The organism is Streptomyces sp. NPDC056486, assembly GCF_042795295.1.
Lineage (GTDB): Bacteria > Actinomycetota > Actinomycetes > Streptomycetales > Streptomycetaceae > Streptomyces.
Genome location: NZ_JBHTSF010000042.1, coordinates 25,306 through 41,089, shown reverse-complemented (window position 1 = coordinate 41,089; position 15,784 = coordinate 25,306). Strand labels below are relative to the sequence as shown.

Genomic DNA, 15,784 nt, shown 5'->3' with positions numbered 1-15,784 from the left:
AGGCAGGGACTCGCTCACTTGGTGTCCTCCGTCGTGCGCTGCTGCGGCAGGCGTCCCGTCGCCCGCAGTACGTCGATGACTCCCTGATCGCGCTCGGCCACCAGGTCGGCGATGGTCCGTCCGTCGGCCGCGTCGTCGCATCCGGCGACCACGGCGTCGTACAGCTCCTTGTCGAGCTCGGGTGCTTCGAGGCGCGTCCACGGCGACTTCAGGGACGGGCCGAAGTGGTCGAGCATGTGGGCCATGCCGCCCTCGCCGCCCGCGAGCGCGAAGGTGAGCATGGGGCCCATGAACGCCCAGCGCAGGCCGGGGCCTTCGGTGATCGAGTCGTCGATCTCCTTCACCGTGGCCTCGCCGTTGGCGACCATGTGCAGGGCCTCGCGCCAGAGGGCTTCCTGGAGGCGGTTGGCTATGAAGCCGGGGACCTCGCTCGCCATGGTGATCACGGACTTGCCCGCGACCTCGTAGAAGCGCGAGGTCCAGGTGACCGCGTGCGGGACCGTCTTGTCACCGCCGACCACCTCGACGAGCGGGATCAGGTAGGGCGGGTTGAAGGGGTGTCCGACGACGAGGCGGCCCGGGTCGGTCGCCTCGGTCTGCATGTCGGTCATCGGGTAGCCGGAGGTGGAGGAGGCGATGACGACTCCGGCGGGCGCGGCCGCGTCAAGCTGCGCAAGCAGATCGCGCTTGAGCTCCAGCTTCTCGGGGGCGCTCTCCTGTACGAACTGGGCGTCGGCGACGGCCTCTTGGAGCGTGGGGGTGACGGTGAGGCGGTCCGGCGACGCGCCTTCGGCGAGGCCGAGCTGGGTCAGCGCGGGCCAGGCCGCGTCGACCAGGCGGCGCAGCTTCTGCTCGGCGTCGGGGGCCGGGTCCCAGGCGGTGACGTCGTAGCCGCGGGCGAGGTAGTGGGCAACCCAGCCGCCGCCGATCACTCCGGCGCCGACGCAGGCGATACGGCGTACGTCCTCGGGGGCGCAGGGAGCGGGGGGTGTGGTGATGTCGTTCATGGAGGGGGTCCTACTCGTCGTGGGGGTGCGGCGGGGTCGTGCCCCGAAGGGGCGCGGGGAACTGCGCGACCAGCCACAGCCGGCCCGCAGCCGGATATCCGCGCAATCCAGCGAAGCGCTACCGCTTGAGGCCGAGCTTCTGGCGGGCCTCGTCCGGTGTGGCGACGCGCGAGCCGAGGTTCTCGGTGATCTGCACGGCACGCTCGACGAGTTGGGCGTTGGAGACCTTGTTGCCCTTGCCGAGGTAGAGGTTGTCCTCGAGGCCGACGCGGACCTGACCGCCGAGCAGGATCGACTGGGCGACCCACGGCATCTGCATGCGGCCGAGCGCGAAGCTGGCCCACTGGGCGCCTTCGGGCAGCATGTTGACCATGGACTGCAGGACGCCCGGGTCCGCGGGGGCGCCCCACGGGATGCCCATGCAGAGCTGGAAGACGGTGGGGTTGTCGAGCAGCCCTTCCGCAAGCAGCTGCTTGGCGAACGCGAGCTGACCGGTGTCGAAGATCTCCAACTCGGGCCGTACGCCGAGCTCTTGGATGCGCTTGGCGCCCTGACGGAGCATGTCGGGCGTGGAGATGTAGAGGTTGTCGCCGAAGTTGAGGGAGCCGCAGTCCAGGGTGCAGATGTCGGGGAGCAGGTCCTCGACGTGCGGAAGGCGGTCCAGGCCGCCGACGAGGTCGGTGCCGGGCAGCTCGCCGAGCTCCTTCAGCGGCTCGACCGGGTCGATGACGAGGTCGCCGCCCATGCCCGCGGTGAGGTTGATGACGACGTCGGTGCCGGTCTCCTTGATGCGCTCGACGACCTCGCGGTACAGGCGGGGGTCGCGCGAGGGGTCGCCGGTCTCGGGGTCGCGCACGTGGATGTGCACGACGGCGGCGCCGGCCTCGGCGGCCTCCACGGCGGAGGTGGCTATCTGCTCGGGGGTGACGGGGACGTGGGGACTCTTGCGTACGGTGTCGCCCGCGCCGGTGAGGGCGGCGGTGATGATGACGTCTTGGTTCACGGGCATGGTGAACTCTCCCTCGGGGGTGGGGTGTTGGTGCTCTTCTAAAGTTGGGTCTACGCGTCGTCGCGCGGGGCGGCGAGCGTCGCGTCGACGTACACGAGCAGCGCCTCGTGCATGTCGTCGGGAGTGGTGCCGTCCGTGCCGGGGGTGGAGGCGAGCACCTGGGTGGCGAGGCCGTCGATCAGCGCGGTGAGCCGGAGCGCGGCGGACTGCGGATCGACGAGGCGGAACACGCCCTGGTCGACACCGCGCCGCACGACGTCGGCGACGGTCGCGCGCCACTGCCGGTAGTAGTCGGCGTGCAGCCGTCCGACGGCGGTGGAGCGGGCGGCCTCCGCCCACAGGTCGAGCCAGACGCTCCACTGCCAGCGCTGCTGCGGGGTGCGGGGGATCTGGAGCTCGATCAGCTGGCGCAGCTCGTCGGCCGCGTCGGCCGCGTCCGCGATGCGGGCCGCGCGGCGGGCGGTGTCCTCGTCCATGCACCAGCGGACGGCGGCCTCAAGGAGGTCGTCGCGGCCGGGGAAGTGGTAGTGGATGGCGGCGGTGCTGGTGGCACAGGCTTCGGCGATGTCCGCGACGCGTACGGCGTGGAAGCCGCGCTCGGCCACGAGCCGCACGGTTTCGCGGACGATCTGGAGAGGACGGCCGCCTTCCGGGGCTGCGACCGTGCGTTCCCGGCGGGCCGGGGGTGTCACGACGTTCTGGGTGCCCAGGAGCCAGCCCGCGTCCACACCGCCGGTGTCCGCGATGCGGGCAAGCTCCGCCGCGGTGAAGCGGCGGGTGCCGCTCAGGGAGCGGGAGAGCTTGGAAGGGTCCATCACGACGCGGCGGGCGAATTCGCGCTGGGTCGCACCGGCGTCCGCGATGACCTTGCGGACCCTGTCCGCGACCTCGGGGTCTTGCTGCATGGGCGGTCACGCTACCTGGGCATTGCGCTGATCGCAATCTACGGGACAGAATTTCTGCAGCTAGAACCCGGCATTGCGATCCTGACTGACGTATCAGTTACTGCAACAGCTTACCCACGCACACCCACCCACCAGCTCACCCCTGTCATGCGGGGCAAACGGGTGGGTGGGAGAGAGATCCGCCCGGAGCCGAGCGACTAGGTCCTGTCCTGGACCCCCCTCACGAACTCGTCCAGGTACGGGTCGGCGATCTTCACCGGCCCCAGCTGATGGTGCTCCGCCGGGTCGACGGAGATCGCGCGCGCCTGTCCCGCGAGGGACTCCATCGCCGCACGCTCCCGCGTCGCCTCGGCGTCGTCCCCCTCCTGGGCGGCGGTCAGCGCCGCGAGCCCATGCTTCAGCGCGGCACCCCACAGCTCCGTGGCGTCCAGCCACTGCTTCGCGTCGTGCAGGAACTGCGTGTCCGGCACCCCGGAGCGCAGCACCGCGGGGACCCGTTCGATCCCCCGGGCGGTGGGCCGCAGTACCCGTACCGCCCCCGAGGGATCACTCTCGTACCGCTTCCAGAAGGCATCAAGCTTCGGCCCGAGCACGGGCGACTGCGGCTGCCAGTTCGACTCACCGAAGGTCGGTGCCGCGTGGTTGAGGTCCACGAACGTCTGCACCGCGTCGGCGACCCGCTGATCGCCCCCGGCGAGATACAGCGCCGCCTGCCGCCCCGACCGCGACCGGTCGTACCCCCGGTCGTTCCAGGAGAAGTCGTTCATGGTGAAGACGGCGAGCTTGCTGGCCCCCTCCTGGTTCATCGGGTTGGACACGATGCCGCTCAGGTGACCGGACAGGCCCGGCTCACGCTTGTCGTAGGGCGCGAGAAGCAGTCGCCCCGCCGTGCGCGCGAAGTCGTTGACGGGGTAGTTGTCCCAGACGAACACCTTCCGTCCGAAGAGCTCGGCGGCCTTCTCCGCCTGAGCGTTGGTGATCTCGGGCGGGACCACGTCCGTGCCCGTCCACATCACCTCCACGGCGCCGTCGAGCTCGGCCCGCATCGTCTGCTTGTACGCGGTGTCCGTGAGGTCCCCGTACTCCGTGGGCACCATCTGCAGCGGATTGGCGCCCTCGTGCTTCGCGATGAAGTCCTTCTGGATCGCGTTGAGGAGCCCCACCTGCGCCTTCGCCGCGGGGCCACGGCCGGGTTCGCCGAACTTCGCCTTGTCACCCTCGCAGTTCCACTTGGTGTAGCTGATGTCGTCCAGCGGGACCGAGAAGGACCGCACCCCCAGGTCGTACATCGCCTGGAGCTTCGCCGTCAGCGCCTTGACGTCCGCCGGGTCCGAGTAACAGATGGAGCCGCCCGGCGAGACCGCGAACGTGAAACGCACATGGTTGGCGCTCGCGCGGTCGACCAGCTTGCCGAGCTCGGTGAGCTTGTCCGCCGGGTAGGGGGCGCGCCACTTCTCACGGTGGTAGGGGTCGTCCTTGGGCGCGTAGACATACGTGTTGGCCTTGGTGTCGCCCAGGAAGTCCAGCTGGTCGAGGCGTTCGGCCTCGGTCCAGGGCGGACCGTAGAACCCTTCGATGCTGCCGCGCAGCGGCATGGACGGGAAGTCGGAGACCTCCGCCCCCGCTATGCGCCCGTGCGAGATGAGCTGCGCGAGGGTCTGCGCCGCGTAGAACTGACCGGTCGCGTCCTTGCCGCCGAGCGCGACGGTGCGGTGCTTCGCCCGCAGCGCGTACCCCTCCGCCTGCTCGGGCACCTCCGTACCGCCGAGTGCCTTCGCGATGTCGGGCCGGGTCGCCGGGCCGAGCAGGACGGTCAGCGGTGCACGGCCCGAAGCCTTCGCGCGTACGTCGATGTGGCGCACCCCGTGGGCGCGCAGCGTCTCGGTGACCCGGCGCCGGGCCGCCTCGTCGGTGTCGTCGTGGACGACGAGTTCGACGCGCCGGGCGAGCGGCACGTCGTCGCCCGCGCGAGTCATGTGCTGCGGGGTCGGGGAGACGACGGGAAGCCGGCGGGCCGCGGTGTCCTTCTGCGGCGCCGAAGGCGCGGCGGCAGCCGACGGTGCCAGGGGGATCGCCAGGACGGCCAGTGCGAGGAGCGCCGTCCCGGGCCTGAGAGTGCGTGTGGTGCGGGGCATGGGGCCTCCGAACTTCGGGATGGGGTGCGGGGATCGGGGGGCGGGTCAGTCCCGCGTGTGCGCGCCGTACAGGTCGAGGTCACCGTCGAGTTCCAGTGCGATGACCGTGCACAGCGGATCGAGCAGGTCGTCGGTGAGATGGACGTACTCCCAGCCGGGTACGTCCCCGAGGCCGCCGACCCGCTCGCGGCGGACGACCGTGTCCGTGCCGAGCACGCGGGCGGACGTCACGCCGTTGCGTACGCCCCGCAGCACCACGTACTCGTTGGGCCGGTCGAAGAGGAACAGATACAGGGTGCGGCGGTCGGCGGAGAGCGTCGACGGACCGTAGAAGTGGCCGTGCGGAAGGCCCCGTCCCGTGCCGTAGACCGCTTCGGCGTGCCGTGACGTCCACTCCCCCAGCGCTTCGAGGCGCTCGATCTGTTCGGGGAGCAGCGTGCCGTCCTCCTTCGGGCCGACGTCGAGGAGCAGATTGCCGCCGCCTCCGATGGCCTCGACGAAGATGCGGACGAGTCGGCGCGGTGACTTGTGGTGGGTGTCCTGCGGTTGGTAGCCCCAGGAGTCGTTGACGGTGAGGCACAACTCCCATGGCTGTGCGGGTGGTTCGATCGGCACGCCCTGCTCGGGGGTGGCGTAGTCGCCGTGCCCGGTGAGGCGTCCGTTGACGACGGTGTGCGGGGAGAGCGCCCGGATCTCCTCGGCGAGTTCCGCCATCCGCCACTGCTCCGCGCTGCGCTCCCACTCCCCGTCGAACCACAGCAGGTCCGGTTCGAAGCGCTCGATGAGTTCGCGCACCTGTACGCGGTGGAAGGCGAGGAAGTCCGCCCACCTCTCCCCTGATTCCTCGCCGACGGCGGGCATCGAGTAGCGGTTGCCGCGCTCGGCGGGGTCCTGTCCTTCGGGGCGCACGGTGGCGTAGTCGGGGTGCGACCAGTCCAAGTGCGAGTAGTAGAGGCCGACTTTGATGCCTCGGGCGCGCAGGGCGGCGACATACGGGGTGATGAGGTCGCGGCCCGCGGGGGTGCGCTTGACGACGGACAGGCCGTTCGCCGCCGTGTCCCAGAGGGCGACCCCGTCATGGTGCTTGGCGGTGAGGACGGCGTAGCGCGCGCCCGCGCGGACGAAGAGATCGGCCCAGGACTCGGGGTCGTACGCGGATGCGGTGAAGCCGTCGAGCTGCGCCATGTAGCGGTCGTAGGGCACCCGGCCGTCGAAGAAGGACCAGGACTCGGCGACTCCGTCCACGCTGTAGATGCCCCAGTGGAGAAAGATCCCGAGCTTGGAGTCCGTGAACCACGGCTGAATCACAGGCAGCTCTCCTCGACGTGCGTGTCCACGTACGTGCGACCGGTTGACATCGTTGTCCGGGCAGAAGCGCTTGATCGCGAGCAGGCTAGGTCGAGAAAGATGCCATGTACAAGGGGGCGGGGGATGCTCGTGTGAACTCGCCCTGTTGAACTCGTCCTGTCGCGACCATTGACCGACCAAGAGACCAAGTGATTTATTCACTTCATGAGTTACGGCAGTCAACCCTCCCTGTCCGAGCGCCTGGCGGACGACATAGTCGAGATCATCCGCACCGAACGCCTCACCCCCGGCGACGCGCTGGCCTCGTCCCGCGATCTTGCCCGCCGCTTCGAGGTCACCACGCCGACCGTGCGCGAGGCGCTGCGCAGGCTGGAGGCGACCGGCGTCGTGGAGTTCCGGCACGGTTCAGGGACGTACGTGGGTCCCGGTGTGGACCGCAGGCTCCTGGCCAACCCGCATCAGCCGCGCAGCGACCGCGCCTCGGTGCTCGAACTGGTCGGGGCGCGCCTCGTCCTGGAACCGGCGATCGCGGCGGCTGCCGCGCGCTCCCAAGCGGAGGACGGGATCGAGCAGTTGGCGTTCGCTGCGGGCAACGCCCTGCTCCCGCCCGAGGAGTCCTTGGATCAGTCCGTGCACTTCCACGTGGCGCTCGCGGCGGCCAGCGGCAACGCGCTGCTCCGGGAAGCGGTCGAAGCCCTGCTGTACGTGAGGGCACGCGAGCAGGTGGAGATCCGGCACCGCTACAACGACCGCGAGCGCGACCACGCCGAACACGTGGAGATCTACGAGGCGGTGCGGTCCGGCGACGCGACGGCGGCGGAGCGCCTCACCCGCGAACACCTGACGGCGATCCGCGACGCGGTACTTGCGGCGGACTTTCCCGGGGAGGGCTCCCGATGAACGACGACACCCCCAGCCAACTCCCGCACCGCTTGGCCGAGATGACCACTCTCGAAGCCGCCGAAGCGGTCCGCGCCAGCCCTCTCGTCATCATTCCCGCGGGCGCCTTCGAGCAGCACGGGCCCGGGATGCCGCTCGCCACCGACACCATCCGGGCCGAGCATGTCGCCGACCTGGTCGCCTCGCAGCTGGCCGGACGTGCCGTGGTCGGGCCCTCGCTCGGCATCGGGGTCTCGCCGCACCACCTGGCCTTCGCGGGCACGGTGAGTCTGTCGACGGGGACCCTTGCCGCGCTCGTCCGTGACTACGTCGACAGCCTGCACCGGCACGGCTGGCGGGACGTGCTCGTGATCACCGGGCACGGCGGCAACAACGCCACGCTCACCACCGTCGCGCAGGACCTGCTCGTCACCCATCCCGGCCTGCGGTTCGCCTGGACGCCGCTCACCTCACTGGCCCCGGAAGCCGTCGCGGCCATGCGGCCCAGCGAGGTCCATGGGCACAGCGGGGAGGCCGAGACCGCCCAAATGCTGCACATCGCACCGGAGTTGGTGCACGGCGAACGTCTCACCCCGGGGTCAGTCACCCAGGACGAACTCGACCCGCTCTCCCGAGTCGCACGCCGCGGCGGCCACCCCGCCCTGACCCTGCCGTACGACCGGCTCAGCCCCAACGGCGTACTCGGCGATCCCCGCCGCGCCACGCCCGATGACGGCCGCGCGATAGTCGACGCCGCCGTCCACCGCATCGTCATCTTCGCCAAGGAGTGGCTGGACACCACCGGCTGACTGCCCGTCATCAACTGACTTTCCGTCACCACCCCTCCCCCTCCATCAGTCCCCCCTCAGTCGGCCGCGCCCCGCGCCGTCGGCGGAAGGAGCCTGCCTTGAAACGCGTACTGTCCCGCACGGCCGCCTCTGTCATCGCCGGACTCACCCTGTTCGCGGGGGTGGGCCTGTCCTCTCCCGCCTCTGCCCATGCCGGTGTCTCCGGGTGCCGCCAGGCCTCCCCGCAGCCTCCAGGCACCACCGCCCCGCACACCCTCACCAGCGGCGGCCTGACCCGGACCTACCAGCTCCACCTGCCGAAGGGCTACACCGGCGACCGCGCCTTGCCCGTCGTCCTCGCCTTCCACGGCCGTGGCAACACCGGCAGCGGCACGGAGGAGTTCAGCAAGCTGTCGTCGCTGCCCGCGATCGTCGCGTACCCGGAAGGTGTCGTCGGCACCGGTGACGGGCAGCGGCAGGCGTGGCAGGGCGCTCCGTACGCCGCGCCCGGCGTGGACGACGTGGCGTTCACCGGTGATCTGCTCGACTCCCTCCAGGCCCGCCTCTGTGTGGACGCCCGGCGCGTGTACGCCACCGGGAAGTCCAACGGTGCCGGGTTCACCGCGCTCCTCGCCTGCCGGATGTCCGGCCGCATCGCCGCGATCGCCCCTGTCGCCGGCGCCTTCTATCCCGGCACCGGCGAGAACTGCCGCCCCAAGCGCCCGGTCCCGGTCATCGATTTCCACGGCACGGGAGACGCCACGATCCCGTACGCCGGAGACCCCGACCGCGGCCTCCCCGCGCTCCCTGACTGGCTCACCACCTGGGCCGACCGGAACGGCTGCCGCACCCGCACCCCGGACCGGGCCACCGCCCCCGACATCACCGAGTCCCGCTGGACCGGCTGCGCGAACGGCGCCGAAGTCCGTCATGTGGCCGTCACGGACGGCGGGCACACCTGGCCCGGCGCCGACAGCTACAGCGGCGGTGGTTACACCACCCAGAGCATCGAGGCCCACGAGGTCGCGTGGAGCTTCCTGCGCCGCCACCACCTGCGCTGAGCCACCGCCCCGTCCCCTCCTCACCAGCCCCCTCACCAGCCCTCCCCACCCATCCCCCGCGGAGCCGCCATGTCCTCCCCGCCCCCAGCCCTGCCGGACGCGCCACCCCCACCACCTTCCACCGATCCGCCGCTGCCCCGCATCATCCGCGCGATGGCCGTCGTGGAGCGTGCCGGGAACGCGCTGCCGCACCCCTTCTGGCTGTTCTGGATCCTCTCCGGCATCCTCGCCGTGATCAGCGCGGTCCTCGCCGGGTTCGACGTCTCCGTCATCGCGCCCGGCGACGGCAAGCACGTCGCCGTACAGAGCCTGCTCAGCGGGGACGGGCTCGCGATGGCCGTGTCGACGATGATCGAGAACTTCGCCGCGTTCCCGCCGATGGCGACCATCGTCGTGGTCATCATGGGTGTCGCGGTCGCCGAACGCAGCGGGTTCCTGGCCGCGTTGATGAAGGTCGGCGTCTCCCGCGTGCCCGCGTCCTGGGTGGTCTTCGCCGTCGCTTTCGCGGGCACGGTGGCCCATGTGGCGTCGGCCGCCGCCTACGTCATCCTCGTACCGCTCGGCGGGCTCGCCTTCCGTGCCGTGGGCCGCTCCCCCGTCCTCGGCATCGTCGTCGCCTACACCTCCATCGCGTCGGGCTACGACGCCAGCCCGGTGCCGACGCCGAACGACGCCATCTTCGCGGGGATCACCACAGCGGCCGCGAAGATCGCGGGCGGCGACGACGCGTACGTCTCGCCGCTCAGCAACTGGTTCTTCAACATCGCCTCCTCCCTCCTGCTCGCCGCCGTCATCACCCTGGTGACCCGCTTCGTCCTGAGCAAGCGCCCTGACCTCGACGCGGACCCGGACGCCGACCTCGACGACATCGGCGCGCTCAGCCTCAGCGACCGCGAGCGCTCCGCCCTGCGCCGGGCGGGCGTCACCTTCCTGGTGGCCGTCGCGGCCCTCACCGCGGCCGTCGTCCCGGCCGCGTCGCCCCTGCGCGGCGACGGCGGAAGCATCGTCGAGTCACCGCTCCTTGACGGCATCGCGGTGATCGTCGCCTTCCTCTTCGCGCTCGTCGGCATCGTCTACGGGGCCCGCTCCGGGTCGATCAGCAAGCCCGGTGACGTGCCGAAGCTGATGGCCGAGGGCGTCAGGCAGATGGCTCCGGTGCTCGTCCTGTTCTTCGCGATCGCCCAGTTCCTCGCCTACTTCGACTGGACGCACATCGGCGACGTCCTCGCCGTCAAGGCGGCCGAGGCGCTCGAACACAGTCAGCTGCCGATCGTGTTCGTCTTCCTGCTCGTCCTGCTGCTCCTGACCGTCGTGAACGTCATGGTCACCAGCGGGTCCGCGATGTGGGCCCTGGCCGCCCCCGTCCTCGTACCGATGCTGATGCTCGTGGACGTCCCGGCCGAGACCACGCAGGCGCTCTTCCGCATCGCCGACTCCGGTTCGACGGCCATCACGCCCATGAGCCCATACTTCGTGATGGCGCTCGGTTTTCTGCAGCGGTACCGCAAGTCGGCGGGGCTCGGCACCCTCGCCTCGTACACGCTGCCGCTCGCCGTCGCGATGACGGCGGCCTGGACGCTGCTTTTCCTCGCCTGGTGGGCGCTCGGCATCCCGCTCGGCCCCGGCGCACCGGTGCGCTGACGTCACGCGATGGTGTGACGCTCGGGCGATCATCGCATCGGTCTCTCCCGCGCGGGTAGTGCTCCGCTGCCCGTCAGACACCGTGCGAGGAGAACGCCGTATGCCGCAGCCCTTCGAACTGCCCAGCTTCTACATGGCGCATCCCGCGCGTCTCAACCCCCATGTGGAAGAGGCACGGGAGCACTCCAGGGAGTGGGCTCGTGGCATGGGGATGCTGGAGGGTTCGGGCGTCTGGGAGCAGCGTGACCTGGACGCCCACGACTACGCACTGCTGTGCGCGTACACCCACCCCGGCTGTGACGCACCCGCGTTGTCGCTGATCACCGACTGGTATGTGTGGGTGTTCTTCTTCGACGACCACTTCCTCGAACTGTTCAAGCGGACCCAGGACCGTGAGGGCGGCAAGGCCTATCTCGACCGGCTGCCCGCCTTCATGCCGATGGACCTGTCGGCGCCCGTGCCGGAGCCGACGAATCCGGTCGAGGCGGGTCTGGCCGACCTGTGGGCGCGGACAGTGCCGTACATGTCGCGGGACTGGCGGGCGCGGTTCGCCGAGAGCACGGAGAACCTGCTCAACGAATCCCTGTGGGAACTCTCGAACATCAACGAGGGCCGGATCGCCAACCCCGTCGAGTACATCGAGATGCGCCGCAAGGTGGGCGGCGCGCCCTGGTCGGCGGGGCTCGTCGAGTACGCGACGGGGGCGGAAGTCCCCGCTGCCGTCGCCGACAGCAGGCCGCTGCGCGTCCTCAAGGAGTCGTTCTCCGACGCCGTCCACCTGCGCAACGACCTCTTCTCGTACCAGCGGGAGATCGAGGACGAGGGTGAACTCTCCAACGGCGTGCTTGTCCTGGAGAAGTTCCTCCACTGCTCCACGCAGGAGGCGGCGGACGCCGTGAACGACCTCCTGACCTCGCGGATGCAGCAGTTCGAGAACACGGCGCTGACGGAACTGGCGCCGCTCTTCGCGCAGACCGGTTTACCACCGAAGGAGTGCGCGGACGTGCTCGCGTACACCGAGGGCCTCCAGGACTGGCAGTCCGGCGGGCACGAGTGGCACCTGGTGTCCAGCCGCTACATGAACAAGGGCGGCGCCGCCCCTTCACCGCTCGCGGGACCCACCGGGCCCGGCACGTCGGCCGCCGGGATCAAGGCGCTGATCGCCGCCACGGGCGCGCAGCGGCTGCGCGGCTACACACATGTCCCCTTCCGTCGGGTGGGTCCTTCCCGGCTCCCGGACTTCAACCTGCCGTACGAGACGAGGCTCTCGCCCCACTTGGCGGCGTCCCGCACCCGTACCGTGGAGTGGGCGGACCGGATGGGCATGCTCGAACCCCAGGCCGGGGTGCCGGGTTCGGACATCTGGGACGCGCGCAAGCTGCACGGATACGACTTCGCGCTCTGCGCGGCAGGCATCCACCCGGACGCGGCCCCCGAAGCCCTGGACCTGGACTCGCACTGGCTCACCTGGGGGACGTACGGGGACGACTACTTCCCCGTGGTCTTCGGCAGGCCCCGCGATCTCGCGGGAGCCAAGCTCTGCAACGAGCGGCTCTCGCTCTTCATGCCGCTTGACCTCGCCGACATGCCGGTGCCGGGGAACGCGTTGGAGCGGGGCCTCGCCGACCTGTGGGAGCGCACGGCGGGGCCGATGGATCAGGATGCGCGCCGCACGCTGCGCACCGCCGTCGAGGTCATGACGGCCGCCTGGCTCTGGGAGCTGGACAACCAGGCGCAGAACCGTATCCCCGACCCCGTCGACTACATCGAGATGCGCCGCCTCACCTTCGGCGCCCCGCTGACGATGAGCCTGTGCCGCCTGGGCAACGGCCCCCAGGTCCCGCAGGAGATCTACCGCACGGGCCCCATGCGGAGCCTGGAGAGCTCAGCCGCCGACTACTCGGCCCTGATGAACGACGTCTTCTCGTACCAGAAGGAGATCGAGTACGAGGGCGAGGTCCACAACGGCATCCTCGTCGTCCAGAACTTCTTCGGCTGCGACTATCCGACGGCGCTCGGCATCATCGACGACCTGATGAAGTCGCGGCTGAGCCAGTTCCAGCACGTCGTGGCGCACGAACTCCCCGTCCTGTACGACGACTTCGAGCTGCCCCAGGAGACGCGGGACATCCTCGACGGCTATGTGCGCGACCTGGAGAACTGGATGGCGGGCATCTACACCTGGCACCGCGACTGCCGCCGCTACCGCGAGGAGTACCTGTCGCACGGCCCGCTGCCGACCCCGTCGGGGTTCGGCATGGCGGCGGTACGTCCGGACTGGCTGCGGGAGTTCGGCATCGCAGCCGGTCTCGGGCGGGGCTGAGTAGGCCGCCCGAGACCGACCGGCTATCCGGCGTCCCGGGGCTCCGGCAGGATCTGGCGGAGCCTCGGGTCGGGGTGGCGGTCGCGCTGCCACTCGCGCGGGTAGCCGACCGAGACCTCCTGGAAGCGGACGCCGTCGTGCCAGGTGGTGCGGGGGATGTGCAGGTGGCCGTAGACGACGGCCGCCGCGTCGTACTTCACGTGCCAGTCGGCGGTCAGCTCGGTGCCGCACCACAGGGCGAACTCCGGGTAGTGCAGGATCCGGGTGGGGTCGCGCACCAGCGGCCAGTGGTTGATCAGGACCGTGGGGAGACCGGGCGTCCGCCGGGCGAGCATCTCCTCGGTCAGCGCCACGCGGGCGCGGCACCAGTCGTCGCGGCCGAGGTAGGGATCGGGGTGCAGGAGTATCTCGTCGGTGCAGACGACACCCGCCTCGTGGGCCGCCTCAAGGGCGTCCCGCTTCGCGTAGGTGCCCGCGGGACGGAACGTGTAGTCGTAGAGCAGGAACAGCGGTGCCACGGTGACCGGGCCGCCCTCGCCGCGCCACACCGGGTAGGGGTCCTCGGGGGTCGCGGCGCCCAAGGAGCGGCACAGGTCGACGAGATGGCGGTAGCGGGCCTCGCCGCGCAGCTGGTTCGGGTCGTCGCGGGGCGTCCACAGTTCGTGGTTGCCCGGCGTCCACACCACCTTGGCGAAGCGTTCGGTCAGGGTGCGCATCGCCCATTCGATGTCGGCCATGCGCTCGGCGGTGTCCCCCGCGACGATCAACCAGTCCTCGTCGGTCTCCGGGCGCAGGGACTCGAGGAACTTCCTGTTGTCGTCGTACGCGACGTGCAGATCGCTGATGGCGTACAACTTCGGTGTCTTCTCGCGTGCTTGTGTCACTCTGTGAGGCTAACCGCACCGCTTGCGCCGCGTGGCGTGATCAGTGAGGGAGAGAGCAGCGGCCCGTGCCGCCCGCCCCTCAGTGGTGCCCGTCCCCGCCGCCGCTCTGCTGGATCTCCAGGTACTCCTCGGGCGTCGCCTTGGGCACCTGCGCCGAAGGGCCGAACATGGCCCGGCCGAGGCGCGCCCGCAGCTTCTCGCCCCGGGTGACCTTGCGCGCCACGCCGTGCGCGTCGACCAGCGGACCGATCTCGTACGGCTTGGGCTGCTCGTGTGCGGTCAGCTTGTACAACTCGCCCTGTGAGAGGGGTACGTGGACTTCCACGTACTCACCGTGGGGCAGCCGCTTGATCGTGCCGCTCTCCCGGCCGTGCAGCACCTTCTCGCGGTCGCGGTGCTGCAGCCCCAGGCACCATCGGTGCGTGACGAAGAAGGCGAGCACCGGTGCGACGAAGAAGGCGATCCGCACGAACCACGTGATCGCGTTGATGGAGAGATGGAAGTGCGTGGCCCACAGGTCGTTGCCGCCGCCGATCATCAGCACGCCGAACACCGTCAGCCATGCCACACCGAGGCCGGTGCGCACGGGAGCGTTGCGCGGCCGGTCCACGATGTGGTGCTCGCGTTTGTCGCCGGTGACCCAGGCCTCGATGAACGGATAGACCCCGATCGCCGCCAAGATCAGCGGGAAGAGCGAGAACGGGATGAAGACGCCGAGTTGGAGCGTGTGCCCCCAGGCGTTGATCTCCCAGCTGGGCATCACCCGGATGAGCCCCTCGGAGAAGCCCAGATACCAGTCGGGTTGAGCGCCGGTGGAGACCAGATCGGGGCGGAAGGGGCCCATGGTCCACACGGGGTTGATGGTGGCGACCGCGCCCATGATCGCGAGGACGCCGAAGACGAGGAAGAAGAACCCGCCCGCCTTGGCGATGTAGATGGGCATGAAGGGCGCGCCCACCACGTTCTTCTCGGTCTTCCCGGGCCCGGCGAACTGCGTGTGCTTGTGGAAGAAGACCAGGATCAGATGGGCGACGACGAGCCCCAGCATGATCCCCGGCAACAGCAGCACATGCACGCTGAACAGCCGCGGAATGATGGCGTCGCCGGGGAACTCCCCGCCGAAGAGGAAGAGGGAGATGTACGTCCCCACCACCGGGATGGCCAGGATCGCGCCCTGCGCGAAGCGGATACCGGTGCCCGAGAGCAGGTCGTCGGGGAGCGAGTACCCGGTGAGCCCCGTGATGAGGCCGAGGAACAGCAGTGTCCAGCCGAACACCCAGTTGAGCTCACGCGGCTTGCGGAACGCGCCGGTGAAGAACACCCGCATCATGTGCACGAGCATCCCGGCGACGAAGACGAGCGCGGCCCAGTGGTGGATCTGCCGGATCAGCAGACCGCCGCGCACCTCCATGCTGATGTCGACCGTGGACTCGTACGCCCGGGTCATCTGGATGCCCTTGAGCGGGGTGTAGACGCCGTCGTAGATGACTTCGGAGCCGCTCGGCTCGAAGAAGAACGTCAGATAGACCCCGGTGAGAATCAGGATCAGAAAGCTGTAGAGGCAGATCTCCCCGAACATGAAGGACCAGTGGTCCGGAAAGATCTTGCGCATCTGGGTCTTGGCCAGGGTGTTGATGCCGAGGCGGCCGTCCGCCCAGTCGGCGAGCCGCTCTCCCTTGCCGGCCGGAGCCCGCCGTTTGCTGTCCCGGGTGTTCTCGACGCTCTCACTCATTCGTCTCCCCCTCAGGCGGCTACCAGGTTAGATCGAGGGATCCCCGGAGCCAACAGGCCTTTCTGGACTGCTGGTTGAGGATCATCGGAGGTGCTGGTCAGGCCTGCTGCGG

Annotated in this window: 12 protein-coding genes; 5 read left to right on the top strand and 7 right to left on the bottom strand. The window is 69.9% G+C overall.

The annotated features are described in order from the left end of the window. Nucleotides 1-14: 14 nt before the first annotated feature. The 5 genes from ACFQ7F_RS18810 to ACFQ7F_RS18790 all read right to left on the bottom strand — a co-directional run bounded on the left by ACFQ7F_RS18810 (nt 15) and on the right by ACFQ7F_RS18790 (nt 6,361). Nucleotides 15-1,007 (bottom strand): 3-hydroxyacyl-CoA dehydrogenase NAD-binding domain-containing protein, encoded by a 993-nt coding sequence (locus ACFQ7F_RS18810; RefSeq protein WP_383271693.1) that lies wholly within the window; start codon nt 1,005-1,007, stop codon nt 15-17. A 118-nt stretch (nt 1,008-1,125) separates the two neighbouring features. After that, nucleotides 1,126-2,016, bottom strand: a complete 891-nt coding sequence (locus ACFQ7F_RS18805) for a 3-keto-5-aminohexanoate cleavage protein (RefSeq protein ID WP_383271691.1) — start codon at nt 2,014-2,016, stop codon at nt 1,126-1,128. A gap of 50 nt (nt 2,017-2,066) precedes the next feature. Further along, nucleotides 2,067-2,921, bottom strand: a complete 855-nt coding sequence (locus ACFQ7F_RS18800; protein ID WP_383271689.1) for a TetR/AcrR family transcriptional regulator — start codon at nt 2,919-2,921, stop codon at nt 2,067-2,069. Between the two features lie 197 nt (nt 2,922-3,118). Further along, nucleotides 3,119-5,056 (bottom strand): beta-N-acetylglucosaminidase domain-containing protein, encoded by a 1,938-nt coding sequence (locus ACFQ7F_RS18795; protein ID WP_383271687.1) that lies wholly within the window; start codon nt 5,054-5,056, stop codon nt 3,119-3,121. Between the two features lie 45 nt (nt 5,057-5,101). Then, a complete protein-coding gene (locus ACFQ7F_RS18790) occupies nt 5,102-6,361 on the bottom strand; it encodes an alpha-L-fucosidase (protein WP_383271726.1) in 1,260 nt (419 codons plus the stop codon). Between the two features lie 207 nt (nt 6,362-6,568). Here ACFQ7F_RS18790 and ACFQ7F_RS18785 point away from each other — a divergent pair, with 207 nt between their 5' ends. From ACFQ7F_RS18785 to ACFQ7F_RS18765, 5 genes are all read left to right on the top strand, one after another. After that, nucleotides 6,569-7,264, top strand: a complete 696-nt coding sequence (locus ACFQ7F_RS18785) for a FadR/GntR family transcriptional regulator (protein ID WP_383271685.1) — start codon at nt 6,569-6,571, stop codon at nt 7,262-7,264. Continuing rightward, nucleotides 7,261-8,052, top strand: coding sequence for a creatininase family protein (locus ACFQ7F_RS18780; RefSeq protein WP_383271684.1), 792 nt, complete (start codon nt 7,261-7,263; stop codon nt 8,050-8,052). Before ACFQ7F_RS18785 ends, ACFQ7F_RS18780 begins: the two co-directional genes overlap by 4 nt. Before the next feature lie 98 nt (nt 8,053-8,150). Continuing rightward, nucleotides 8,151-9,092: an alpha/beta hydrolase family esterase gene (locus tag ACFQ7F_RS18775; RefSeq protein WP_383271682.1), complete on the top strand. Its 942-nt coding sequence runs from the start codon at nt 8,151-8,153 to the stop codon at nt 9,090-9,092. Nucleotides 9,093-9,161: 69 nt separating this feature from the next. Further along, nucleotides 9,162-10,733 (top strand): AbgT family transporter, encoded by a 1,572-nt coding sequence (locus ACFQ7F_RS18770; RefSeq protein WP_383271680.1) that lies wholly within the window; start codon nt 9,162-9,164, stop codon nt 10,731-10,733. A gap of 100 nt (nt 10,734-10,833) precedes the next feature. Next, the gene (locus ACFQ7F_RS18765; protein WP_383271678.1) at nt 10,834-13,056 is read left to right on the top strand and encodes a germacradienol/geosmin synthase; all 2,223 of its coding nucleotides are present in this window, start codon (nt 10,834-10,836) and stop codon (nt 13,054-13,056) included. A 23-nt stretch (nt 13,057-13,079) separates the two neighbouring features. Here the strand turns inward: ACFQ7F_RS18765 and ACFQ7F_RS18760 are convergent, their stop codons facing one another. Beyond that, entirely contained in the window at nt 13,080-13,940 is an 861-nt protein-coding gene (locus tag ACFQ7F_RS18760) for a metallophosphoesterase family protein (RefSeq protein ID WP_383271676.1), read from the bottom strand. A 79-nt stretch (nt 13,941-14,019) separates the two neighbouring features. Further along, the gene (locus ACFQ7F_RS18755; protein ID WP_383271674.1) at nt 14,020-15,672 is read right to left on the bottom strand and encodes a cytochrome bc complex cytochrome b subunit; all 1,653 of its coding nucleotides are present in this window, start codon (nt 15,670-15,672) and stop codon (nt 14,020-14,022) included. Nucleotides 15,673-15,784 lie beyond the last annotated feature (112 nt).